At 70.9% G+C, this 20,649-nt stretch carries 21 protein-coding genes and 1 pseudogene; 14 read left to right on the forward strand and 8 right to left on the reverse strand.

The features are described 5' to 3' along the window. From ACFYPH_RS29515 to ACFYPH_RS29525, 3 genes and pseudogenes are all read right to left on the reverse strand, one after another. Nucleotides 1-131: pseudogene (locus ACFYPH_RS29515) on the reverse strand (4Fe-4S ferredoxin); the annotation flags it as partial. Between the two features lie 3 nt (nt 132-134). Next, entirely contained in the window at nt 135-3,410 is a 3,276-nt protein-coding gene (gene fdh, locus ACFYPH_RS29520) for a formate dehydrogenase (protein ID WP_387186331.1), read from the reverse strand. A gap of 136 nt (nt 3,411-3,546) precedes the next feature. Beyond that, nucleotides 3,547-4,344, reverse strand: a complete 798-nt coding sequence (locus tag ACFYPH_RS29525; RefSeq protein WP_354856811.1) for a PrsW family intramembrane metalloprotease — start codon at nt 4,342-4,344, stop codon at nt 3,547-3,549. A gap of 124 nt (nt 4,345-4,468) precedes the next feature. On the opposite strand from ACFYPH_RS29525, the gene ACFYPH_RS29530 reads away from it, so the two are divergent. Then, the gene (locus tag ACFYPH_RS29530; protein WP_387186332.1) at nt 4,469-4,801 is read left to right on the forward strand and encodes a hypothetical protein; all 333 of its coding nucleotides are present in this window, start codon (nt 4,469-4,471) and stop codon (nt 4,799-4,801) included. Between the two features lie 51 nt (nt 4,802-4,852). Here ACFYPH_RS29530 and ACFYPH_RS29535 read toward each other — a convergent pair whose 3' ends face one another. Further along, the gene (locus ACFYPH_RS29535) at nt 4,853-5,017 is read right to left on the reverse strand and encodes a hypothetical protein (RefSeq protein WP_387186334.1); all 165 of its coding nucleotides are present in this window, start codon (nt 5,015-5,017) and stop codon (nt 4,853-4,855) included. Nucleotides 5,018-5,078: 61 nt separating this feature from the next. Here ACFYPH_RS29535 and ACFYPH_RS29540 point away from each other — a divergent pair, with 61 nt between their 5' ends. Then, nucleotides 5,079-5,477, forward strand: a complete 399-nt coding sequence (locus ACFYPH_RS29540) for an NUDIX domain-containing protein (protein ID WP_387186335.1) — start codon at nt 5,079-5,081, stop codon at nt 5,475-5,477. A gap of 884 nt (nt 5,478-6,361) precedes the next feature. After that, entirely contained in the window at nt 6,362-7,903 is a 1,542-nt protein-coding gene (locus ACFYPH_RS29545) for a TROVE domain-containing protein (protein ID WP_387186337.1), read from the forward strand. A gap of 41 nt (nt 7,904-7,944) precedes the next feature. On the opposite strand, the gene ACFYPH_RS29550 is transcribed toward ACFYPH_RS29545, so the two are convergent. Further along, nucleotides 7,945-8,829: a LysR family transcriptional regulator gene (locus ACFYPH_RS29550; RefSeq protein ID WP_355066247.1), complete on the reverse strand. Its 885-nt coding sequence runs from the start codon at nt 8,827-8,829 to the stop codon at nt 7,945-7,947. Between the two features lie 55 nt (nt 8,830-8,884). On the opposite strand from ACFYPH_RS29550, the gene ACFYPH_RS29555 reads away from it, so the two are divergent. Then, a complete protein-coding gene (locus tag ACFYPH_RS29555) occupies nt 8,885-10,162 on the forward strand; it encodes an MFS transporter (protein ID WP_387186395.1) in 1,278 nt (425 codons plus the stop codon). Between the two features lie 56 nt (nt 10,163-10,218). On the opposite strand, the gene ACFYPH_RS29560 is transcribed toward ACFYPH_RS29555, so the two are convergent. Beyond that, on the reverse strand, nt 10,219-10,968 hold the full coding sequence (locus ACFYPH_RS29560; protein WP_354856827.1) for a glyoxalase: 750 nt from the start codon (nt 10,966-10,968) through the stop codon (nt 10,219-10,221). A gap of 165 nt (nt 10,969-11,133) precedes the next feature. On the opposite strand from ACFYPH_RS29560, the gene ACFYPH_RS29565 reads away from it, so the two are divergent. The 4 genes from ACFYPH_RS29565 to ACFYPH_RS29580 are packed head-to-tail and all read left to right on the forward strand — an operon-like array spanning nt 11,134 to nt 14,391. Next, nucleotides 11,134-12,060: a hypothetical protein gene (locus ACFYPH_RS29565; protein WP_387186339.1), complete on the forward strand. Its 927-nt coding sequence runs from the start codon at nt 11,134-11,136 to the stop codon at nt 12,058-12,060. Continuing rightward, nucleotides 12,057-12,509, forward strand: a complete 453-nt coding sequence (locus tag ACFYPH_RS29570; RefSeq protein WP_387186341.1) for an ABA4-like family protein — start codon at nt 12,057-12,059, stop codon at nt 12,507-12,509. The genes ACFYPH_RS29565 and ACFYPH_RS29570 overlap by 4 nt, the downstream gene beginning before the upstream one ends. 5 nt (nt 12,510-12,514) lie before the next feature. After that, nucleotides 12,515-13,768, forward strand: a complete 1,254-nt coding sequence (locus ACFYPH_RS29575) for a sensor histidine kinase (protein WP_387186343.1) — start codon at nt 12,515-12,517, stop codon at nt 13,766-13,768. Continuing rightward, the gene (locus ACFYPH_RS29580; RefSeq protein ID WP_387186345.1) at nt 13,765-14,391 is read left to right on the forward strand and encodes a response regulator; all 627 of its coding nucleotides are present in this window, start codon (nt 13,765-13,767) and stop codon (nt 14,389-14,391) included. The genes ACFYPH_RS29575 and ACFYPH_RS29580 overlap by 4 nt, the downstream gene beginning before the upstream one ends. 21 nt (nt 14,392-14,412) lie before the next feature. On the opposite strand, the gene ACFYPH_RS29585 is transcribed toward ACFYPH_RS29580, so the two are convergent. Both ACFYPH_RS29585 and ACFYPH_RS29590 read right to left on the reverse strand, forming a co-directional pair. Then, nucleotides 14,413-16,203 carry a gamma-glutamyltransferase family protein gene (locus tag ACFYPH_RS29585; protein ID WP_354856839.1) on the reverse strand — a complete coding sequence of 597 codons (1,791 nt, stop codon included), beginning with the start codon at nt 16,201-16,203 and terminating at the stop codon, nt 14,413-14,415. A 52-nt stretch (nt 16,204-16,255) separates the two neighbouring features. After that, nucleotides 16,256-16,840, reverse strand: coding sequence for a TetR family transcriptional regulator (locus ACFYPH_RS29590; RefSeq protein ID WP_354856841.1), 585 nt, complete (start codon nt 16,838-16,840; stop codon nt 16,256-16,258). A gap of 66 nt (nt 16,841-16,906) precedes the next feature. Here ACFYPH_RS29590 and ACFYPH_RS29595 point away from each other — a divergent pair, with 66 nt between their 5' ends. The 6 genes from ACFYPH_RS29595 to ACFYPH_RS29620 all read left to right on the forward strand — a co-directional run bounded on the left by ACFYPH_RS29595 (nt 16,907) and on the right by ACFYPH_RS29620 (nt 20,574). Further along, nucleotides 16,907-17,602 (forward strand): NAD(P)-dependent oxidoreductase, encoded by a 696-nt coding sequence (locus ACFYPH_RS29595; RefSeq protein ID WP_387186348.1) that lies wholly within the window; start codon nt 16,907-16,909, stop codon nt 17,600-17,602. Between the two features lie 127 nt (nt 17,603-17,729). Further along, entirely contained in the window at nt 17,730-18,128 is a 399-nt protein-coding gene (locus tag ACFYPH_RS29600; RefSeq protein WP_354856845.1) for a YbaB/EbfC family DNA-binding protein, read from the forward strand. Then, the gene (locus tag ACFYPH_RS29605; protein WP_387186350.1) at nt 18,115-18,435 is read left to right on the forward strand and encodes a type VII secretion target; all 321 of its coding nucleotides are present in this window, start codon (nt 18,115-18,117) and stop codon (nt 18,433-18,435) included. Before ACFYPH_RS29600 ends, ACFYPH_RS29605 begins: the two co-directional genes overlap by 14 nt. Nucleotides 18,436-18,491: 56 nt before the next feature. Further along, the gene (locus ACFYPH_RS29610) at nt 18,492-19,625 is read left to right on the forward strand and encodes a WXG100 family type VII secretion target (RefSeq protein WP_387186351.1); all 1,134 of its coding nucleotides are present in this window, start codon (nt 18,492-18,494) and stop codon (nt 19,623-19,625) included. Beyond that, on the forward strand, nt 19,622-19,969 hold the full coding sequence (locus ACFYPH_RS29615; RefSeq protein ID WP_387186353.1) for a hypothetical protein: 348 nt from the start codon (nt 19,622-19,624) through the stop codon (nt 19,967-19,969). Before ACFYPH_RS29610 ends, ACFYPH_RS29615 begins: the two co-directional genes overlap by 4 nt. Before the next feature lie 389 nt (nt 19,970-20,358). After that, a complete protein-coding gene (locus ACFYPH_RS29620) occupies nt 20,359-20,574 on the forward strand; it encodes a DUF4926 domain-containing protein (protein ID WP_387186355.1) in 216 nt (71 codons plus the stop codon). The last annotated feature ends 75 nt before the right edge of the window (nt 20,575-20,649 follow it).

Consider the following 20,649-nt stretch of genomic DNA (forward strand, 5'->3'; position numbering starts at 1 on the left):
GCCACCTCGCACGCCTTGCACCCGATACACACGCTCGTGTCGGTGAAGAACCCCATCCGCGGCGGCGCGTCCACATAGCCGGCGTCCGGCGCCGGGTCGAGCGGCCCGTACAGGGCGTTGGGGTGGGGCATCGGTCAGGCCTCCTGGTCGCTGCTGCTGTCGGCGACGTCGGTCGTGATCAGCGGCGGGTAGCGGTGGGTCAGGTGCCCCGACCGTCGCCGGTAGTCGAATACGAGGTTCAGCAGATCCTGGCCCCTCGGGCGTCGGCCGGGCCGCACGTCGCACGTGCCGACCTTGCTTTCCTGGATGAGGACGTTGGGGTCGAGGGTGATGCCGAACAGGTCGTTGGCCGAGTCGCCGGTGACCAGACCCTCGTAACCGAAGTGGTACGGCACCCAGACCTGGTGGATGATCCGACCGTCTACCCGCAGCGGGGTGATCCGGTCGGTGACCAGGACCTTCGCCTCGATGGCCGCGCGGGCGGTGACCAGGTGCGCCCAGCCCAGGTGGGTCAGGCCGCGTTGGGCGGCCAGTTCCGGCGACACCTCGACGAACATCTCCGGTTGCAGCTCGGCGAGGTGCGGCACGGTCCGGCTCATGCCGCCGGCGGTGTGGTGCTCGGTGAGCCGGCTGACCGTGAACACGTACGGGAAGACGTCGCTGTACGGCTCGGGCGGGCTCGGGTTGAGGGTGTTGATCGGATGGATGTAGACCTTGCGAGCCGGGTTGGCCTGCTGGCGGTAGAGCGGGTTGCGCACCGGCGACTCGATCGGCTCGTAGTGCGTCGGCAGCGGCCCGTCCAGCACGCCGGTGGGCGCGTAGAGCCAGCCCTTGCCGTCGCCCTGCATGATGAACGGGTCGTCGCCGGCGATCCCCGCCGGCCCGGACGCGTCGGCCGGCGGCCGGTACGAGGGCGGTTTGGTCTTCTCGAAGTCCGGCACGTCGTAGCCGGTCCACTCGGCCTTCTCCGGGTCCCACCAGACGTACTTCTTGCGCTCGCTCCACGGCCTGCCCTCCGGATCGGCCGAGGCACGGTTGTAGAGGATCCGCCGGTTGGACGGCCACGCCCAACCCCATTCGAGCGCCACCGAGGACTGCTCCGAGCCGGGCTTGCGGCGCGCGGCCTGATTGACGCCGTCGGCGTACACCCCGGTGTAGATCCAGCAGCCACCGGCGGTGGAACCGTCGTCCTTCATCTCCGTGTAGCTCGACAGCGGTCGGCCGCTGGCCACCTCGTATCCGTTGATCTCGTATAGCACCGATTCGGCGCTCGGTTCGGCGTGCGGACCGTGCGTGGGGTAGTTCCAGTTGAGGTCGAGCAGCGCCCGGTCGCGGGGCCGGGTCGAGCCGGCCAACCGCTCCCTGACGATGCGTCCGAGGTGGTAGAAGAACCACAGTTCGGAGCGGGCGTCGCCCGGCGGCTCGACAGCCTTCTCCCGCCACTGCAACAACCGCTGCGTCTGGGTGAACGTGCCCTCCTTCTCCACGTGTGAGGCGGCCGGCAGGAAGAACACCTCGGTACGACACTCCTCGGGCACGATCTCGCCCGTTTCGATCTCCGGGGCGTGCTGCCAGAACGTGGCGCTCTCGACCATGAAGAGGTCCCGCACGACCAGCCAGTCCAGGTTGGCCATGCCGAGGCGCTGCGCGCGGGCGTGCGCCGAGCCCACCGCGGGGTTCTGCCCGAGCAGGAAGTACCCCTTGACCTTCCCGTCGATCATGTTGAGCACCTGCTGGTAGGTGCCGTGGTCACCGGTCATCCGCGGCAGGTGGCCGTAGCAGTAGTCGTTGTCGGCGGTGGCCGCGTCACCCCAGTACGCCTTGAGCAAGTTCACGCCGTAGGCGCGCGCGTCACCCCAGAAGCCCTTCTGCCCGGGGTGGCGGATGCTGTCCACCCACTCGTCGAGGGTCGGGTGGTCGGCGTGGTGCGGCATCGGCAGGTAGCCGGGCAGCAGGTTGAACAGGGTCGGGATGTCCGTCGAACCCTGGATGCTGGCGTGACCGCGCAGCGCCATCACCCCGCCACCCGGACGGCCCATGTTGCCCAGCAGCAACTGGATGATCGCCCCGGTACGGATGTACTGCACGCCCACACTGTGCTGCGTCCACCCCACCGAGTAGATCAGCATGCCGGTGCGGTCCCGGCCCGAGTTCGCCGTCCACGCCTGCGCCAGTTCGAGGAACTTCTCCTGCGGGATCCCGCAGACCCGCTCCACCATCTCCGGCGTGTAGCGGGAGAAGTGCCGCTTGAGGATCTGGTAAACGCAGCGCGGATGCTGCAACGTCTCGTCCCGCTGCGTCTGCCCGCCAACCGGCGCGCCGTGCGACTCGTGCTCCAGCCCGGCCGCCGTTTCCCGCTGCGTCTCGGTGTCCCGGGGGGGGATGTTCTCCTCGACGCCCTCGTACTGCCAACTGCTCTGGTCGTAGCTGGCGTTGTCCTCGGCGAAGCCGGAGAAGAGCCCGTACAGATCCTCGGTGTCGCGGTACTCCTCGGTCACGATGGTGGCGGCGTTCGTGTAAGCGACCACGTACTCGCGGAAGTCCAGCTCGTTGTCGAGGATGTAGCGGATCACGCCGCCGAGCAGGGCGATGTCGGTGCCCGCCCGGATCGGCAGGTACGCGTCCGCCACCGCGCTGGTCCGCGTGAACCGCGGGTCGACGTGGAACACCTTCGCGCCACGGTGCTTGGCCTCCATCACCCACTGGAAACCCACCGGATGTGCTTCCGCCATGTTCGAACCCTGGATGACGATGACGTCAGCGTTGGCGATGTCCTGCTGGAACTGGGTGGCGCCGCCACGACCGAAGCTGGCCCCCAGACCGGGGACGGTGGCGGAGTGTCAAATACGCGCCTGGTTCTCGATCTGCAGCGCCCCCATCGCGGTGAACAACTTCTTGATGAGGTAGTTCTCCTCGTTGTCCAGCGTCGCCCCGCCCAGACTGGAGATCCCCAACGTCCGGTTGAGCGGCCGGCCCTCGTCGTCACGGTCTTCCCAGGTCTCGTCCCGGGCAGCCAGGACCCGATCGGCGATCATGTGCATCGCCGTGTCGAGGTCGAGATCCTCCCACTCGGTGCCGTACGGCCGCCGGTAGCGGACCGTCGTCTGCCGCAACGGACTGGTCACCAGACTCTTGCTCGCCGAGCCCTTCGGGCAGAGCCGGCCCCGCGAGATAGGACTGTCCGGATCACCCTCGATCTGCGTGACCTGACCGTCCTTGACGAACACCCGCTGCCCACACCCCACCGCGCAGTACGGACAGACCGACCGGGCGACCGAGTCGGCGGTGTCGGTGCGGGCGGTCAGCGACAGTGACAGGGCCGACTTGGCCGCCGCGCCCCGCCCGAGCGGGTCGGTGCCGGTGAGCTGGCGGTAGAGCGGCCAGCTCTCGACCCAGCGCCGCACCCCCATCGCTGCACCTTCCCGACGAAAGCCACTAAATGTGAACAGTCCGACAGTAGATGAGGTGCCAGCCCGGCCGCAGCGGGATCAGCAGAGCGGGCCATTTCGCGCTGGCCGCCGACGGCATGGTGTAGGAGGGCCGCGATCAGTTCGACGGGTGCTGGACCGCCAGGCGATCACCGAAGGTCCGGTAGCGGTGCAGCTCCCAGAACAGCCAGCCGATGCTGACGATCGCCAGTACGACGAAGACCAGCGAACCGGAGAACGTGTCCCAGAGGGTGTGCAGGACGACGACGCCGAGGAAGGTGCCGAGGAACCCGAACAGCCGGCCGACGCTCGGGCTGGCCAGCAGCGCCCACAGCGCTCCGGCGGTGAGCCCGGTCCAGGCGGTGTGCCCGGCGGGCGCGGTCAGACCACGGATGAACAGGGTCTGCTCCACCGCGCCAATGTTGCCCTGCGAGCTCAGCAGCGCGGTGAAGGCGTACCCCATCGTCTCCAACGCGGCGAAACCCATGCCGGCGGCCACACCGATGACCAGACCGTCGGACGGCAGGCGGCGACGGTGCTGCGCCAGGGCCGTGAACAGCAGCACCACGGGGACGATCAGCTTCGCCGACTCCTCGATCAGTGCCACGAACAGCATGGGCAGGGCGCCGAGGCCGCGCAGAGTGTCGTACTCCAGGGTGCCGGCGACCACCGTGCCGATCACCCCGCCGAAGAACGCCGATGTCACCAGCACCGACGCCGGCACCTGCCAACGCCCGGTACGGGCCTGGGCGAACGTGAGGAACGTCAGGGGAGCCAGGGTCGCGCCGAGCAGGATCAGTGCCGGCACGAAGTTCGGGTTCTGGGTGCGGACGAGGGTCCGCAGCACCGCGAGATACAGGATCAGCCCGATGACGAGCACTCCGACCCACGCCCACCGGCGCGAACGATCACCCATACCGGGGAGTCTCGCGGATCCAGGTTACGAAGACCAGCCTGGCGCTGAGATCCCCACGACTCGACGGCGACCACGGTGTGCGAGCGAGCGTGGAGGTCTGGCGGGCCGTGCCTACGCTGGCGGGATGGATCGATGGCTGGGAATCGGCGGGTTCATCACCGGCGTCGTTGGTCTCGTGCTCACCGTCTACTACGCGCGCAAGGCCGAAGAACTCAACCTGATGCGGAAGCGGCTTGAGTGGCCCGACCTGCAGGCGGCCGCGAACGACCTCGGCCGGCGGATCAAGACGGAATTCCCACCCACCGCGATCATCGCTCCCGGCGTCGCTGCCGATCGCATCCGGGCCGCATCGGTCGCCGTCACGCGGGTGGCGTGCAGGAACCACAAGTCTCCCGAGTACTACTGGTGGCTCGCCGACAGTGACGACTTCTTCTTTCCCTGGGGTAAGGCCAGGTAGCCCAGGACCGACCGCGGCGCAGGGCTGATCCGGCGGCCGCCCCAGGGCTGTTCAGAGCACGTGACCGACCTCCGGCAGCGGCTCGTTCGCGTGCTCGTAGCCGAGCAGCAGCGCGGACGTGGAGGTCTTCGCGCCGGCCAGGATCGCGGCCACGAGCGTGTCCCGCAGCGGCCCGGGGAACCCGAACTCCGCCACCGAAGGATGATCCAGATCCATTCACGGAGGGTACGCCCGACCGTCGGTGACGAGGGCCGGCCAGCGTGGCATCGTCTCGTGCATGGCCACCTACGACGTCGCCCTCGTCCTGCTCGTCGACGCCTCCGGGGCGGTGCTGATGCAGCATCGCGACGAGCACACGCCCGTCTCGCCCAACCAGTGGAGCCTTCCCGGCGGTCACATCGAGCCCGGCGAGTCGCCCGAGCAGGCGGCCCGCCGCGAGCTGCTGGAGGAGACCGGCCTGACAGCCGGTGAGCTGCGCCTGCTGTGGAGCGGTCCGCGCCCGTACGAGGCGGGCTTCGGGCACACCGTGACGGTGCACATCTTCCATGGCGTCACCACCGCGCGACAGGAAGACGTCGTGCTCGGCGAGGGGCAGGCCATGGTGTTCGTCCCGCACGACGAGGTGTTCGATCGGGAGCTGGCGGCCTCGACCGCGCTGGTCCTGCCCATGATCTAGACGAATAAGTCCTAACTCAAGACGGGGCTGGGGCTGCGGCGAAGGGCGCTGGTCATCCGCTTTGGCTGCCCGCCGTGTCGATGTGCTGGTGAGCGGTATACCTCAGAGGTATGAATATGACTCTGAGGTATACCGCTCACCACCGCATCCGCCCCCACGGAGGTGACCGACGGTCGCCGCCGGCCAGCGGCTGCGCCCACCGCCCGGAGTCCTCGACAGCGGATGCGGAATCGGGTTGTTGGCGTGGCAACGCGGGCCTACCGTCATGGGGCACCTCCCGGTGCGCAGGCAACGGCTACTTCCGCTTCCAATCGGGGAGACGTGGGTTCGAATCCCACCGCCATGTCACGTGGCGTCGACCAGCGGCCCAGGTCACCTTGGCCCGCGAGGGCCGGTCGCCGTCGCCGCTTCGATCTCGGGAGGTGCTCTCGCCGCACGCCCGGTGCGACGGATACGGTTACTTCCTGGTGAAGGCCCGGCAAGGGCCTGCGGTTCGAACCCGCGAACACCGTGTCCACTTCTGATCTCGGGCGTGCGGTGCGACCGACCACACCGCCTCCGATCACAAGATCACAAAGCCCGTTGCCCCTCCCGCACCGCTGCCGCTACGGTTGTGACCGCACTTCCCGGTGCGTAGGCAACGGCTACATCTGGAGGGGTTCCGGCCCCGGTGAAGGACATCCGTCGCCAACCTCGATCTCGGGAAGCGCGACCACACGCACACCCGGTGCGCAGGCAACGGTTACTTCCCGGCTCCGCAGATGGGGGTTCGAATCCCCCCGACACCTTCGGGTCGGTGGTTCAACGGACAGAACGGCGGACTAGTCCGTGGCCGACTCTGATCTCGGGTGTGCGCTGTGGTGGCGCCTTCTCGGCTGACTGACGTGGGGGACGTCATGGCCAAGTTCAACGTCAAGCTGCGCACGAGCCGGCATCGGCCGGCGACCGGCGAGGGCGCACCCGGTTTCGTCCGTGAGCCGCGCCTCGAACTGTTCCTGCTCGGTGTCTCGAACATGGTGGGCGAGGACACCTTCTACGAGGGTTCCACCAGCCGGGAGGCCCGTTTCCGGGACCTGGTCGCCGCCGTCGCCGTCGCGGATCCCGACTGGTTCGCGCGCTTCGTACCGTGGCTCCGAACCGGTGCGATGATGCGCTCAGCGTCCGTGGTGGCGGCCCTTGAAGGTGCCCGTGCCCAGGTAGCGGCGGGAATTCCGGGCTCGCGCGCGGTCGTGGATGCGGCGTTGCAGCGTGCGGACGAGCCGGGCGAGGCGCTCGCGTACTGGCTGGCTCGTCATGGCCGGGCACTGCCCAAGCCGGTGAAGCGGGGCATCGCTGACGCGGCGGTCCGGCTCTACACCGAGCGGAGTCTGCTCAAGTACGACTCCGTCGCCAACCAGGTGCGCTTCGGTGACGTCATCGAGCTGACCCACCCCACCGCCAGGGATGAGCGACAGGGCGACCTGTTCCGGCACGCGCTGGATCGGCGGCACCGGCGGGACAACCCGGTACCCCCGTCCCTGCGGATGCTCAGGGCGCGGGACGCGCTCATGGCGATGCCTGTCGAGCAGCGCAGGGAGGTCACCGATCCGGCGACGCTGGACGCTGCCGGTATGACGTGGGAGGCGCTGGCCGGCTGGCGACAGAGCGCGATGGACGCGGCGGCATGGGAGTCGGTCATCCCGACGATGGGCTACCTGGCGCTGCTGCGTAATCTGCGCAACTTCGACCGGGCCGGGGTCAGCGACACCGTCGCGGAGACCGTGGCGGCCACGCTCTCCGACCCGGCTCAGGTCGCGAGTTCGCGGGTGCTGCCGATGCGCTTCCTGTCGGCGTACAATGCGGCGCCGAGCCTGCGCTGGGCGTACCCGCTGGAGAAGGCGTTGCAGCACGCCCTCGCGAACGTGCCCGCCCTGGACGGGCGGACGCTGATCCTCATCGACACGTCCGGCTCGATGCAGAGCCCGTTCAGCAAGGACGGCACGCTGCTCTGCTGGGACGCCGCCGCGGTGTTCGGTCTCGCGCTGGCCGCCCGCGCACAGTCGGCCACGGTGGTGTCGTTCTCCAATGACAGCCTGGTGTTCCCTGCGGTGGCGGGCGAGTCGGTCCTCGCGGCGGTGCGGCGGTTCAAGGAGGGCGGCTACTTCCTCGGCAGGGGAACCGACACCGAGAAGGCGGTCCGCGAGCACCACGGCCGACACGACCGGCTGATCATCCTCACCGATGAGCAGGCCCACTGGCACGGCTCGACGGATGTCGTCGCGGCGGTGCCGGCGGAGGTGCCCATCTACACCTGGAACCTGGCCGGATACCGGGTCAGGCACACGCCGACCGTCACGAACCGGCACACCTTCGGCGGACTGTCCGACGCCGCGTTCGCGATGATCCCGCTGATCGAGGCCGGGTCCGACGACCGGTGGCCCTTCTGATCCACGCGCTGCGGGGCTGCACCCGCCCCGCAGCGCGCGGGTCAGGGTAGGAACTCGCCGGTCAGGGCGATGAGGGCGCGGGCGGCCGCGCCCACCGGTCGGTCCACCGGCGTGGCGAGCGACGCCGTCCAGTCGAGGTCGGCGTCGGTGACCGTCAGCGTGCGCACGCCCCCGGCGTCGGCGACGGCGAAGCGGGGCAGCAGCGCGATGCCGAGGCCGTGCCGGACGTGGTCGGCGCCGGTGGCGATGTCGGGGATCTCGATCGTGACGCGCCGGGACAGGCCGGCGGTGGCGAACGCCCGGTCGGTGACGGCGCGGTTGCCGTACCCGACCGGGGAGTCGATGAAGTTCAGCCCGGCGATTTCCCCGAGCGTCACCGCCTCGCGGGCGGCCAGCGGATGATCGTCCGGCACGACGAGATCGATCACCGAGCGGGCCAGCTCCGTGAAGCGGACCTCGGCCGGCGGCGCGCCGGGCAGCGAGACGAACGCGAGGTCGAGCCGGCGCTCCGCGAGCGCGTCGATGAGCCCCTGGGAGCCGGACGGAGCGACGCTGGTGTGCAGCAGCACCCCGGGGTGCCGGCGGTGGAACTCGCCGAGCAGGGCCGGCAGGTGCAGGAGTCTGATCGAGGTCATCGTGCCGATGCGCAGGGTGCCACGGAGGCCGCCGTGCACCTCGGCGACCGCGTCGCGGGCGTCGCGGGCCGCGTCGAGGGCGATGCGGGCGCGGGGCAGCAGCGCGGCGCCGGCGTCGGTGAGGAGTACGCGTTTGGAGTTGCGGTCCAGCAGCGGCGCACCCAGTTCGCGTTCCAGGGTCTTGACCGCCGCCGAGACGGCGGACTGGACGACGTGCAGGCGGGCGGCGGCGCGGGTGAAGTTCTGCTCCTCGGCCACGGCGACGAAGTACTCGAGTTGGCGGAGTTCCACGCCGCCAAGTATCACCCATACTGATCGCTGCTAGCGTCAACTTTCGTTGCACGCGATGATCGCGTGGAGCGACAGTGGGGTCATGTCGTCGACGATCCTGTCATCCCGCCGGCCCGCCGCCGCGTCCACCCGCGCCGAAGGATCGTCTCGCCGCCACGGCCGGGGCTTCTGGGTGATCGCTCTGGCGTTTCTGACCGCGATGGCGTTCGGCACCGTGCCGGCCCCGCTCTACCCGCTCTACATGGCTCGGGACGACTTCTCCACGTTCATGGTCACGATCGTGTTCGCGTCGTACGCGGTGGGTGTGGTGATCAGTCTGCTGCTCGCCGGGCACGTCTCGGACTGGGTCGGCCGGAAGAAGATCCTCATTCCGGCGCTGGTGTTGGAGCTGGTCGCCGCCGCGCTGTTCCTGGGCGACGCGTCCCTGCCGGTGCTGCTGGTCGCCCGCCTGGTGAGCGGACTGGGCATCGGCATGATCACCGCGACCGCCACCGCCTACCTGCAGGAACTGCACGCGGCGCACCGGCCCGGCGCGTCGCGCCAGCGCTTCGAAGTGGTCTCCACCGCCGCCAACATCGGCGGCCTCGGCGTGGGCGCGTTGGTCGCGGGCGTCCTCGCCCAGTACGTCCACGCGCCGCTGCGCACTCCGTACCTGGTGTTCGCCGTGCTGCTGACCGCCAGCATCGTGGCGGTCGCGGCGACCCCGGAGACCGTCGAGGAGCGGCTGGTCAAGCCCACGTACCGGCCGCAACGGATCAGCGCCGACCACGGCGACCGGGCCGGGTACGTGGCCGCTGCCGGCGCCGGTTTCGCGTCGTTCGCCGTGTTCGCCCTGTTCACCTCCGTCGCCCCGGGCTTCGTCGCGGGCGCCCTGCACCTGCCCTCACGGGCGCTGGGCGGCGCGGTCGTGTTCGCCGTGTTCGGCGGCGCCGCCGTGGCGCAGACCGTCACCAACCGGCTCCCCGCCCCGGCGAAGGTGCGGCTCGGGCTGCTGGCGCAGGCGGTCGGCGTGCCCGTCGTGCTGGTGGGTATGCACACCGCCAGCCTGACCGCGTTCCTGGTCGGTGGTGTGGTCGCCGGTGTCGGGGCCGGCGTGCTGTTCAAGGCCGCCGTCGGCATGGTCGCGGCGATGGCCACGCCCGCCCGGCGCGGCGAGGCCCTGGCCGGGCTGTTCCTCATCGCCTACCTGGGAATGAGCCTGCCGGCCGTCGGCATCGGGATCGCCACGCGAACCGTCAGCACGATCACGGTGATGAACTGGTTCACCGGACTGCTGCTCGTCCTGCTCGCCGGTGTGACGGCGCTCTTCCGTCGCCGCCCCGCAGCCCGCTGACCCGCTGACCCGCCGACCGGGGTCGGGCCGTGTCCGGCTCGCCCCGGTCCGTGTGGTCAGCGCGGATCGGACCACCAGGGTTCGAGGACGACCGGGTCCGCGATGTAGGCCCTCACCTGCGTACGCTCCGGCTCGGTCAACGTCAGCGCGCGGAGGCGGGCGCCCCACTCGGGCACCCGATCGGTCTTCCCCAGCGCGATCGACAGCTCGATCAGGCCGGCCAGCGCCGTGGCCTGCTCGACCGTCGGAGCGTCTTCGGCACGACGGCGCATCCCCGAGTCGAGCGCCCGGTAGGCGGCCCGGTCGTCCAGCTTGAACTCGCGCAGGATCCGCGCGTTGTCGAGCACCCGGGCCAGTCCTTCAAGCTCGGACGACCCGCCGTACTCCAGATCCTTCGGCTCGTCTCGTTGGATGAAGGTGATGGTGTTGCCCGACGGGTCGACGACGCTGAACCGTGATGCTCCGGCACGGTAGCGGGTCAGTCGGGGCAGGCCCTTGACCAGCACCTTGCCGTGGGCGCGGCGCATCGCGTCGGCGAACGCCGCGTGGTACGGCGCGACCGCGTCGACCAACACCAGGCAGCCGCCGGTCTGTTCCTTCGCCGGGTCGAGGTCCTTCGGCGCGGGCCCGTAGTGCAGCGCGAACCCGCTCCACTGAACGACCAGATACACGTACGGCCTCATCTGCTCGTAGGTCACCTCGAAGCCCAGGGCACGCCAGAAGGCCAGGGTCTCCTCCGGCGCCGGGCAGGGCAGCAGCGGCACGGTGGTCTCGTTCGGCTGGACGCGGTCCTCGTTGATCGTCATGGTCACTCCCGGTCCGGTCGGCAGGCCGGCCATTGTGCCAGCACCGGCGGCGGGCCGCCCCGATCGCGCCTCCTACCCAGGGAGGAGAGGCGCTCCGACCCCGGGCCGCAACCGGGGCCCGCGGTCGGACGCGACCGGCGGGATCGGCCCCGAGCATCTACAGACATGACTACCGTTCTGCGTCGGGCGACACACTGGAACCGCCCCCTCCTGATTCTCGTCTGCGCGATGGCGGTGCTCGCCGTCATCGCCACGGTCGGCATCCTCGTCGACCCGCGCGTCCTCACCGGGGCGCCGATCTGGCTCAAGCCGTTCAAGTTCGCGGTGTCCTTCGTCCTCTACGGCGTGACACTCGCCTGGATGCTCTCCCTGCTGCCCCGGCGCAGCCGGATCGCCGAACGAGCGGTCATCGTCATCGTCACGGTGGCGGTTTTCGAGAACGCGTGGATCGTCGGTCAGGTGATCCGCGGACAGACCAGCCACTTCAACGACACCACAGCCCTGAACACCGCCCTGTTCGCGACGATGGGCGCGGCGATCATGGTGCTGTTCCTCGCGCACCTCGTCATCGGGATCGTCGTGCTGATCCGGCGGATCCCCGACCGGGTCGCCGCGACCGCCGTCGGGTGGGGGCTCGGCCTGTCCCTGCTCGGCATGCTCGCGGCGGTGCCGATGGTGCTGCCGATGCAGGACCCGGGCATCGAGGGCATCTCCGGGGCGCACAGCGTCGGCGTGGCCGACGGTGGGCCGGGGCTGCCCGTGGTCGGTTGGAGCACCGCCGGCGGCGACCTGCGGATCGGGCACTTCGTGGGGCTGCACGCCCTGCAGGCCCTGCCGATCCTGGCGATCCTGCTGACCCGTTTCGCGACCCGGCTCGACACGCGCACCCGCGTCCGGCTGCTGGTCGTCGCGGGCGGCGCGTACGGCGTACTCACGATGCTGTTGACCTGGCAGGCCCTGCGCGGGCAGCCGCTGCTGCGCCCGGACGCCCGCACCCTGGCCGCCGTCGCGGCCCTGGTGGTCGCGACGGCGACCGCCAGCGGCCTGGTCCTGGCCCGCCGACGCCGCCCGGAACTGGCGCTCGCGGCATGACCGCGACGCTGTTCTCCCTGACGTTCGCGGTGGCCGCGCCGTTCTGGGCGCTGATGATCCTGGTGCCGCGCTGGTCCTGGACCGCCCGGATCATCAGCTCACCGCTGATCGTGCTGCCCGTCGTGGTGATCTACGCGCTGCTGGTGGTCCCGGCGTTCGGCGAGGTGCTGCCCGCCGTCGCGTCGCCGACCCTGGCCGGGGTACGCGAACTGCTCGGCACGCCCGACGGCGCGGCGGCGGGCTGGGCGCACCTGATCGCGTTCGATCTGTTCGTGGGCCGCTGGGCTTGGTGGGACAGCCGGGAACGGGGGGTGCCGGCGCTGGTCATGGCTCCGGTGCTGGTGCTGACCATCCTGCTCGGACCACTCGGGCTGGCCGCCTACCTGGGCGTACGGACGCGGTGGCCGCGGTCGGCGGTCGCTGCCACCGACCGTGAGCACCTAGGCTGACGACCGTGGGGTGGCTGGGACGACTGTTCGACACGCGGGACGCGCGCGTGCGGATGGTGCTGCTCGACCTCAGCGGGTTGGGCTACCTGCTCGTCGTGCCCCACTCCGGCTCCGCGCCAACGGTGACACAGTGGATCCTCGCGGTGGCCGCGTTCGCCGCCGCGCTCGTGACGTATCGCCGGCCGGTGGTCAACCTGGTGCTCCAGACGGCGTTGCTGGCGGTCGCGGTCTGCCTCATCGACGACTTCACCATCAACCAGGTGGGGGCGAGCTGGGCTCTGCTCGAGGTCACCATGCTCTCGGCTCGCGCCCGCACCATCTGGCTGGGCGCCGGGCTGCTGGCCGTGGTCGACCTGACCGACTCGATCGGCGACCCGCTGCGCCAGGTCGCCTCCGGCGTCGTCGGGCTGGCCCTGGAGGTCGGTGTCCCGGTGCTGCTCGGCCTGGTCATCCGGACCAACCGGGAGCTGGGTCGGCAGGCCGTGGAACGGACGCTGGCCGAGCAGCGGCGCCGCGAGTCGGAGAGCCGCGCGGCGCGCGCCGACGAGCGCAGCGCCATCGCCCGCGAGCTGCACGACGTCGTCGCCCACCACGTGGCGTCGATGGTGCTGCGGGTCGGTGTGGCCCGGCACGTCCTCACCGACCTGGACCCCCGCGTGGACGAGGTGTTCGACGACGTGCACGGCACGGGCACCGCGGCCCTGGCGGAGCTGCGCCGGCTGGTCGCGGTGCTGCGCAACCCCGACGGGGTACGCGGGGACGCGGCGCTGACGGCGATCGAGCCCTCGGCGCTCCCCTCGGCGCTCGGCGCCGCCGTCGACCGGGCCCGCCAGGCCGGCATCACCGTGGACGCCGACATCGACGCGGCGATCGGCTCCCTCGACGCGGTGCGTGGCCTGGCGGTGCTGCGGTTGACCCAGGAGGCGCTGACCAACGTGGCACGCCACGCCGGGCCGGCCGCGCGGGCGCACCTGGTGGTCGCCCTGCACGCCGGGGCCGTGCACTGGGAGGTCACCGACGACGGGGGTGGCGTCGACGGCGACAGCGCCCCGACGCCCGTGCCGGCCGGCGGCGGCCACGGCATCACCGGCATGACCGAACGCGTCGAGGTCCTCGGCGGCCGGCTGGAGGCGGGACCGACCGGCACGGGCTGGCGCGTGCGGACCGTCCTGCCGAACACGCTCCCCGAGACCGCCGCCGGGCCGGCGCCGCGGGCCCGTGAGGTACCGGCCGCATCAGCCGCCCCGGAGCCGGCGTGATCCGCATCCTGCTGGTCGACGACCAGCACCTCATTCGCGCGGGCCTGCGCATGCTGTGCGACGCGCAACCCGACATCGAGGTCGTCGGCGAGGCCGACAACGGCCGCGAGGCGGTCGTCCTCGCCGCGCGACTCATCCCCGACGTCGTCGTCATGGACCTGCGCATGCCCGGCGTCGACGGAATCACCGCGACATCGCGGATCCTCGCCGAGCGTCCCGCCACCCGGGTGCTGGTGCTGACCACGTTCGGCGACGACGACCACCTCTACCCCGCGCTGAGCGCTGGGGCGTGCGGCTTCCTGCTCAAGGACGCGCCCCCGACCGAGCTGCTGGACGGCATCCGCCGCGCCGCCGCGGGCGACAGCCCGTTCACCCCGGAGGTGCTGCACCGCCTCGTCCAACGCGCGGTGCGCGCCCGCGCCGAGCCGCCCCGATCCGTGCAGGGGCTGACCGCCCGCGAGCAGGACGTGCTGACCCTGGTCGCCGAGGGCCTGTCCAACAGCGAGATCGCCGAACGGCTCCACATCGGCGTCACCACCGTCAAGACCCACATCACGAGCCTCATGACCAAGACCGACAGCCCCAACCGCGTACGCCTGGCCCTGTTCGCGCGCGGCGCCTGACCCTCGGCCATCCGGCGCGCGCTATCGGCCGCACGCGTAGCCCTGCATGCCTCTCGGGTTCGCGCCGGCGGCGAGCACGCCCGTGCCCGGGTCCCGGGTCACGGCGCAGAGCCGGCCCAGACTCCACGCGTCGGCGAGCCGCACCTCGTGCCCGTACGCCCGCAGGGCCCGCACCACGTCGGCGTCGAACCGGTCCTCCATGAGCAGGACGCCGGGCTCCGAGTCGCGGGGATAGAACGACGCCGGCAGGCTGACGGTGTGCCACGCGGGCGCGTCGATGGCCTCCTGCAGGTGCTGACCGCCGACGAGGTGGCGCAGCAGGAAGGGCACCTGCCACTGGTCCTGCTGGTCACCGCCGGGCGTACCGCATGCCAGGACCGGCTCTCCGTCGCGGTGCACCATTGTCGGGCTCAACGTGGTGCGCGGTCGGCGGCCCGGGGCGAGCGACGAGGGCAGCCCCTCCTCCAGCCAGAACATCTGCAGCCGGCTGCCCAGCGGAAAGCCGAGTTCCGGGATCGTGGGCGAACTCTGCAACCAGCCACCACTCGGCGTCGCGGAGATCATGTTGCCCCAGCGGTCGACGACGTCCACGTGGCAGGTGTCGCCCCGGGTCACCCCGTCCGACCGCACCGTCGGCTCGCCCGTGGTCGGGTCCGACGCGTCGACGCGGCTGCCGGCGCCGCGTCGGACGTGGGTCGGCAGGCGCGGCTGCGCCCCGTCGGGACTCCCCGGTCGCAACTCGGTCGACGCGCGGTCACCGATCAGGGCCGCCCGCTCCCGCGCGTACGCCGGGGAGAGCAGCGCCGCGGCGGGCACGTCGGCGCTGTCGCCGTACCATGCCTCGCGGTCGGCGAAGGCGAGCTTGAGCGCCTCGACCTGGGCGTGGACGCCGGCGGCGGTGGCCGTCTCGTACGCGCCGTCGTCGTCGAGCGCGTCGAGGACGGCCAGCGTCTCCAGCAGCACCGGCCCCTGGCCCCAGAACCCGGTCTTCGCCACCGAGTAGCCCTGCCAGTCGAGGGTGGTCGGGGCCTCCCAGGTCGCCGAGTAGGCGGCCAGGTCGTCGCCGGTGACCAGCCCGGCGTGCGAGCGGCCGCTGGAGTCCCGGAACGGCCGCCGGCTGAACTCGTCGATCGCCTCGGCCACGAAGCCCGTACCCCAGGCTCGGCGCGCGGCCTCGATCTGCGCCTCCCGGTCGGCGCCGGCCGCCTGCCCGGCCTCGACGAGTCGGCGCAGAGTGCGCGCGTACGCCGGGTTGGCGAACCTCTCCCCCGCCGCCGGTGGCCGGCCGTCGCGCAGCCAGAGCTGGGCGGACGTCGGCCAGTGCTCCTCGAACAGCGACCGCACGGCCGCGACGGTCTCACCGACCCTGCCTACCAGGGGGTGGCCGGCGGCGGCGTAGCCGATCGCCGGCTCCAGCACGTCGGCGAGCGCGAACGTGCCGTGCTCGCGCAGCAGCAGGAGCCACGCGTCCACCGCGCCGGGCACGGCGGCCGCGAGCGGGCCGGCGCCCGGGATGAGGTCCATGCCGAGGGACCGGAAGTGGGCGATGGTCGCGGCGGCCGGCGCCGGGCCCTGCCCGCACAGCACCTTCGGACGAGGATCCTGGGCGGTCGCCACGATGGCCGGCACCTCGCCCCCCGGGCCGTTGAGGTGGGGCTCGACCACGTGCAGGACGAACCCGGCGGTCACCGCGGCGTCGAAGGCGTTGCCGCCGCGTTCCAGGACCCCCATCGCGGACTGGCTGGCGAGCCAGTGCGTCGACGACACCATGCCGAAGGTTCCCTGCAGGGTCGGCCGGGTGGTGAACGCCATGACAACACCTCACTCGTGTCCGCGGCCCGGAGCGTACGTCGTGCGCGGCGGGTCAGGGCCGGCGGGGCCGGGCGTGCAGGGCCGCCCGCAGCGCCGGACCGAAGACGCGCCGGACGTCGGCAGGGGACAGTGCGCCGATCGAACGGATCGGGTTCAGGTACCGCGTGAAGATCAACCCTCCGAGTACGCCGACGGCGGCGGTGGCGCGTCCGGTCGCGTCGGGGCCGCCGAGAAATTCAGCGATGCGGAGGCGCAGCTCACCGTCCAGGTAGTCACGCAGGGCGCGCATCGTGTCGTCGTCCCGCACCGCCATCCGGTTCTCGGCGGGCACGCTGGCGTCCCACAGACCGGTGACCGAGTCGAGCAGGCGGTCGGCCAGGCCGGCCTGGTCACCCCGCAGAGCCTGGTCCAGAGCGGCGGGGTCGACGCAGAGCAGATTCAGCGACTGGCTGAAGAGGCCCTGCTTGGAGCCGAAGTGATAGCTGATGAGCGCCGGGTCGACCCCCGCGGCGGCGGCGACCGCCCGCACTGTCGTACCCGGGTAACCGTGCTCGCGGAACAGGTCGCGGGCGGCCTCCGCGATGCGGGCCCGGGTATCGGGATTGCCGCGGGGCCGACCCCGCGTTTTATTCAACACGGTTGAATAATGCGCTCCTGCGGTGGCACGGTCAACACCGTCACCACAGCAACGAGAAGTGCACCCATGCGTACCGTCGTCTTCGGCGCCACCGGACCCACCGGCCGCCAGATCACCGAGCAGGCCCTGGCCGCCGGCCACGAGGTCGTCGCGGTCACCCGCCGCCCCCACGCCGTCCGGCCTCGGGCCGGCCTCACCGTCGTCGGCGCCGACGTCGCGGACCCCGACGCGGTCGACCGGGTCGTAGCCGGCAGCGACGCCGTCCTGTCCAGCCTGGGCGTGCCGCTCACCCCGAAACCGATCACCGTGTACTCGCGGGGCAACGCGCACATCATCGCGGCGATGCACCGCCACGGCGTGCAGCGGCTCGTCACGGTCAGCTCCAGCGTCCTGGACCCGACCTGGCGGCCGGCCGGCGAGTTCTTTTTCAACAACGTGCTGGATCCACTGTTCAACCGCCGGGTGGGCCGTACCGCCCACGAGGACATGCGCCGGATGGAGTCGCTCGTACGCGAAAGCGACCTGGACTGGACCATCGCCCGCCCGTCCGGCCTGTTCGACCACCCCACCGCGACGCGCTACGAGGTGGCGGAGAACGTCGCGGACGGCCTGTTCACGGCACGCGCGGACCTGGCGGCGAGCATGCTGGCGCAGTTGACCGACGACCGGTTCGTCCAGCGGGCAATGGCGGTGATCACCACCGAGGTCCGGCCGAGCATCGCAGGTCTGCTCTGGCGCGAGGCCGTCGCCAAAAAGAAGTGACGCCCTCCGGAGCGACTCGCACGAGGACGCCGCCCAATATCCGGGCATGCACACAGCGCCACCGGTTGGTAGCGTACCGGTGATCTCGCCGGCGGCGGCCGGCGGTGGTCCCCTGGGGAGGGTCAGCATGTGGGCGGACGACGCTGCGCTCGACGCGGCGGGACGCCGGCTCGACGAGTGGGAGTCGTCGCTCGCCGAACGGGCGGAACGGGCGAAGACGCTGTCAGCGAGGATGCAGGATCTGACCGGCAGCGCCCGCAACGCCGACGGGACGGTTGACGTCACCGTCGACTCGGCTGGCCTGCTGATCGACCTACGGCTCGACGAGCGCACCCGGCAACAATCCGCGGCGCGCACCGCCCAGCAGATCCTCGACACCACGAGAGCCGCGCGCACCGACCTGCTGCGGCAGGTGGCTGACGTAACCGCGGAGTCCCTCGGCGATGACCCGAGCGCCCGGGCCATCATCGACTCGTACCGCAGTCGGCTGGGCCACGACCAGGGGCCGAGCGATGCCCGCCGGTGACGGCATCCAGGTCGACCCGGACGACCTGACCGCCCACGCCGCACGCCTCGACCGCTGCGCCAGCAGCCTCGACACCGCCCAGCAGGCGGGCCAGAACGTCCGGCTGGGCGGTGTCGCGTACGGGCAGCTCTGCGCGATGCTGCCGATGCTGCTCGACGGCCTGCAACAAACCCTGATCGACGGCATCGGTGCCGCCGCCGCGTCGGTGCGGGACACCGCCGGCAGGCTGCGGACCGGCGCGGACCGCTACCGACACTCCGACGCCCGCGCCAAGCACCTGCTCGACGGGGTGCGGCAACGCCCGTGACGTCCAACCCGCTCGTCGCCGCCACAGCGGACACCCCGCCCAGCGCGTGGGCGGGTGTGTGGATCTGCGAGGACATCGACCTCATCGCGCAGGGCGTCCGCAGCGGCAGTTGGATCGACGGCAGCCTCGGTGTCGTCAGTGCCGGCCTCGACGCCCTCGCCTTCGTCTCCGACCCGGTCGGCGCCCTGCTGCAATACGGGATCGCCTGGCTCATCGAGCACGTCAAGCCGCTCAGCGAGGCGCTCGACTGGCTCGCTGGCGACCCGGCGCAGATCACCGCACACGCCCAGACCTGGCACAACGTCGCCGCCTCGCTCCGCGAGGAAGCAGCCACGCTGACCCGCGCCGTCCGCGACGACGTCGCCGGCTGGGGCGGCAACGCCGGCCCCGCCTACCGCGCCTGGGCCGCCGAACAACAGCAGGCCATCACCGGCCTCGCCCAGGGCGCCGACACCATGGCCGCGATCACCGAAGGCGCCGCCGGCCTGGTGGCCGCCGTCCGGCTCCTGGTCCGCGACGCCATCGCCACCTGCGTGTCCCGGATCATCGTGTACGCGGGCGAACTCGTCGTCACCGGCGGACTGGCCACACCGCTTGTCGTGGAGCAGGTCACGACGCTGGTGGCGGCGTGGGGGGCGCGGATCGCGCGGCTGCTGCGAGGACTGCTGGCCAGCCTGCGACGGCTGATCCCGGAGGTACGCCGGCTCGGCGACCTCATCGAGAAGCTCAAGCAGACGCTCGGGCGACTCCAGAAAGGAGAATCGCCACCGAGCCGGAACACGCCCGAACCTGAGCCGCCTCGCGAGGCCCCAACGCTTGCGGCAAGGGAGCAGCAGCGGATACACGATCTCGGCATGGATCCGGCGACCGGGAGGTTCCGTCCGGGCGAGGCGGAGACAGCGGTCCGGCTAGAGCAGGAAATGAGCGTGATACTCCACCGCGCTCCCCCGGCCTCCTCTGCCGACTGGGTGGACGAGGCCGGACGGACCTACGATGCGGTGGGCAACTTCCCGGCGCAGTTCTTTGACCGTCAGTGGCCCCAGTTGCAGTATCAAATCGAACGACACTTGGACAAAGCTGACCTGGTGCCGGTGGACGTGTCGCAGTTCGTCCCGGAACAGGTTGCCCGCATCGAACAGTTCATCACGGATCGAAACCTCGGTCCGCGAGTATTCATCGTGGGGAAATGATGGCTGGCCTCATCGTGCTGAAACCCGGCGTCGACTGGACCTCATCGGGAGGGCTGTTTGACTGGACGCTGGAGTTTTTGATCTCCCGCCTCTCGGACAGACAGACCGCTAACCGCCTGCAGGAGATCGTCGACAACAACCTCGGGTCGTTGTGGGTCGACGACCTGCCCGCGGCAGCACAGCTGGAGATCATCAGTCATTGGCGAAACGACCTGGTGACGACTGGCGAACGGCAACTGCCCGAGACCGAGCACAAGGTCGACGTCATCCGCCATCTTCAGGAACTGGTGGACGCAACCTACTCAGCCGGGTTCCCCGACTCGAGCAATCCTGGTAGTCGATGACGCTACGCGGTCCCGTCACCCAGGAGTTGGGCGCCGAACCCGCTACGACGTGCCCACAAGGTCAGCGGCGTTAGATCCGTTTCCCGGTCATGATGCTCGCTGACCTGACGGCAACGATGGCATGCACGGCCTGGAGTCGGCCGCCTCGAACTCTCGCATCGTCGTCTCGACCTGGTGGGCCGCGGTGGGTGCGTGCTGATGGCTCGCCGGGATCGGGGTGACCGGGCAGTCCCCGTACGCCAGGACCTGCTCAGAGGCCGACGAGAGCGACCTTCCGACGGGGTTGGTGGCGTGCACCTGGGCCAGGTACTCGGTCCAATCGCACCTGGAGAAAGGCGCATCTGCGCCTCGGATGGTGACCATCTCGCTCCCGCCGAAGGAAGGCTGACATGTTGGAGCTGTACGACGTGGTTGAGCTGTACGACGTGGTTGAGCTCCGAGAAGCCATTCCGGGAGAAGGCCTTCCTGCCGGGGCAGTGGGGACCGTCGTGCATGTCTTTGACGGCCCCCCGCCTGCGTACGAAGTCGAGTTCGCCGACGCCGACGGCCGCACCGTCGCCATGGTCACGCTCCGGACAGACCAGATGATGCATCGCGACGCGTAGTTCCGTGGCAGCGAGCCGGTTACGGCTGGCGAACGGCAGCTGCCGGAATCGAGCACAAGGCCGACGCCGCTCGCC

This window comes from Micromonospora sp. NPDC005252 (assembly GCF_042872475.1).
Taxonomy (GTDB): domain Bacteria; phylum Actinomycetota; class Actinomycetes; order Mycobacteriales; family Micromonosporaceae; genus Micromonospora.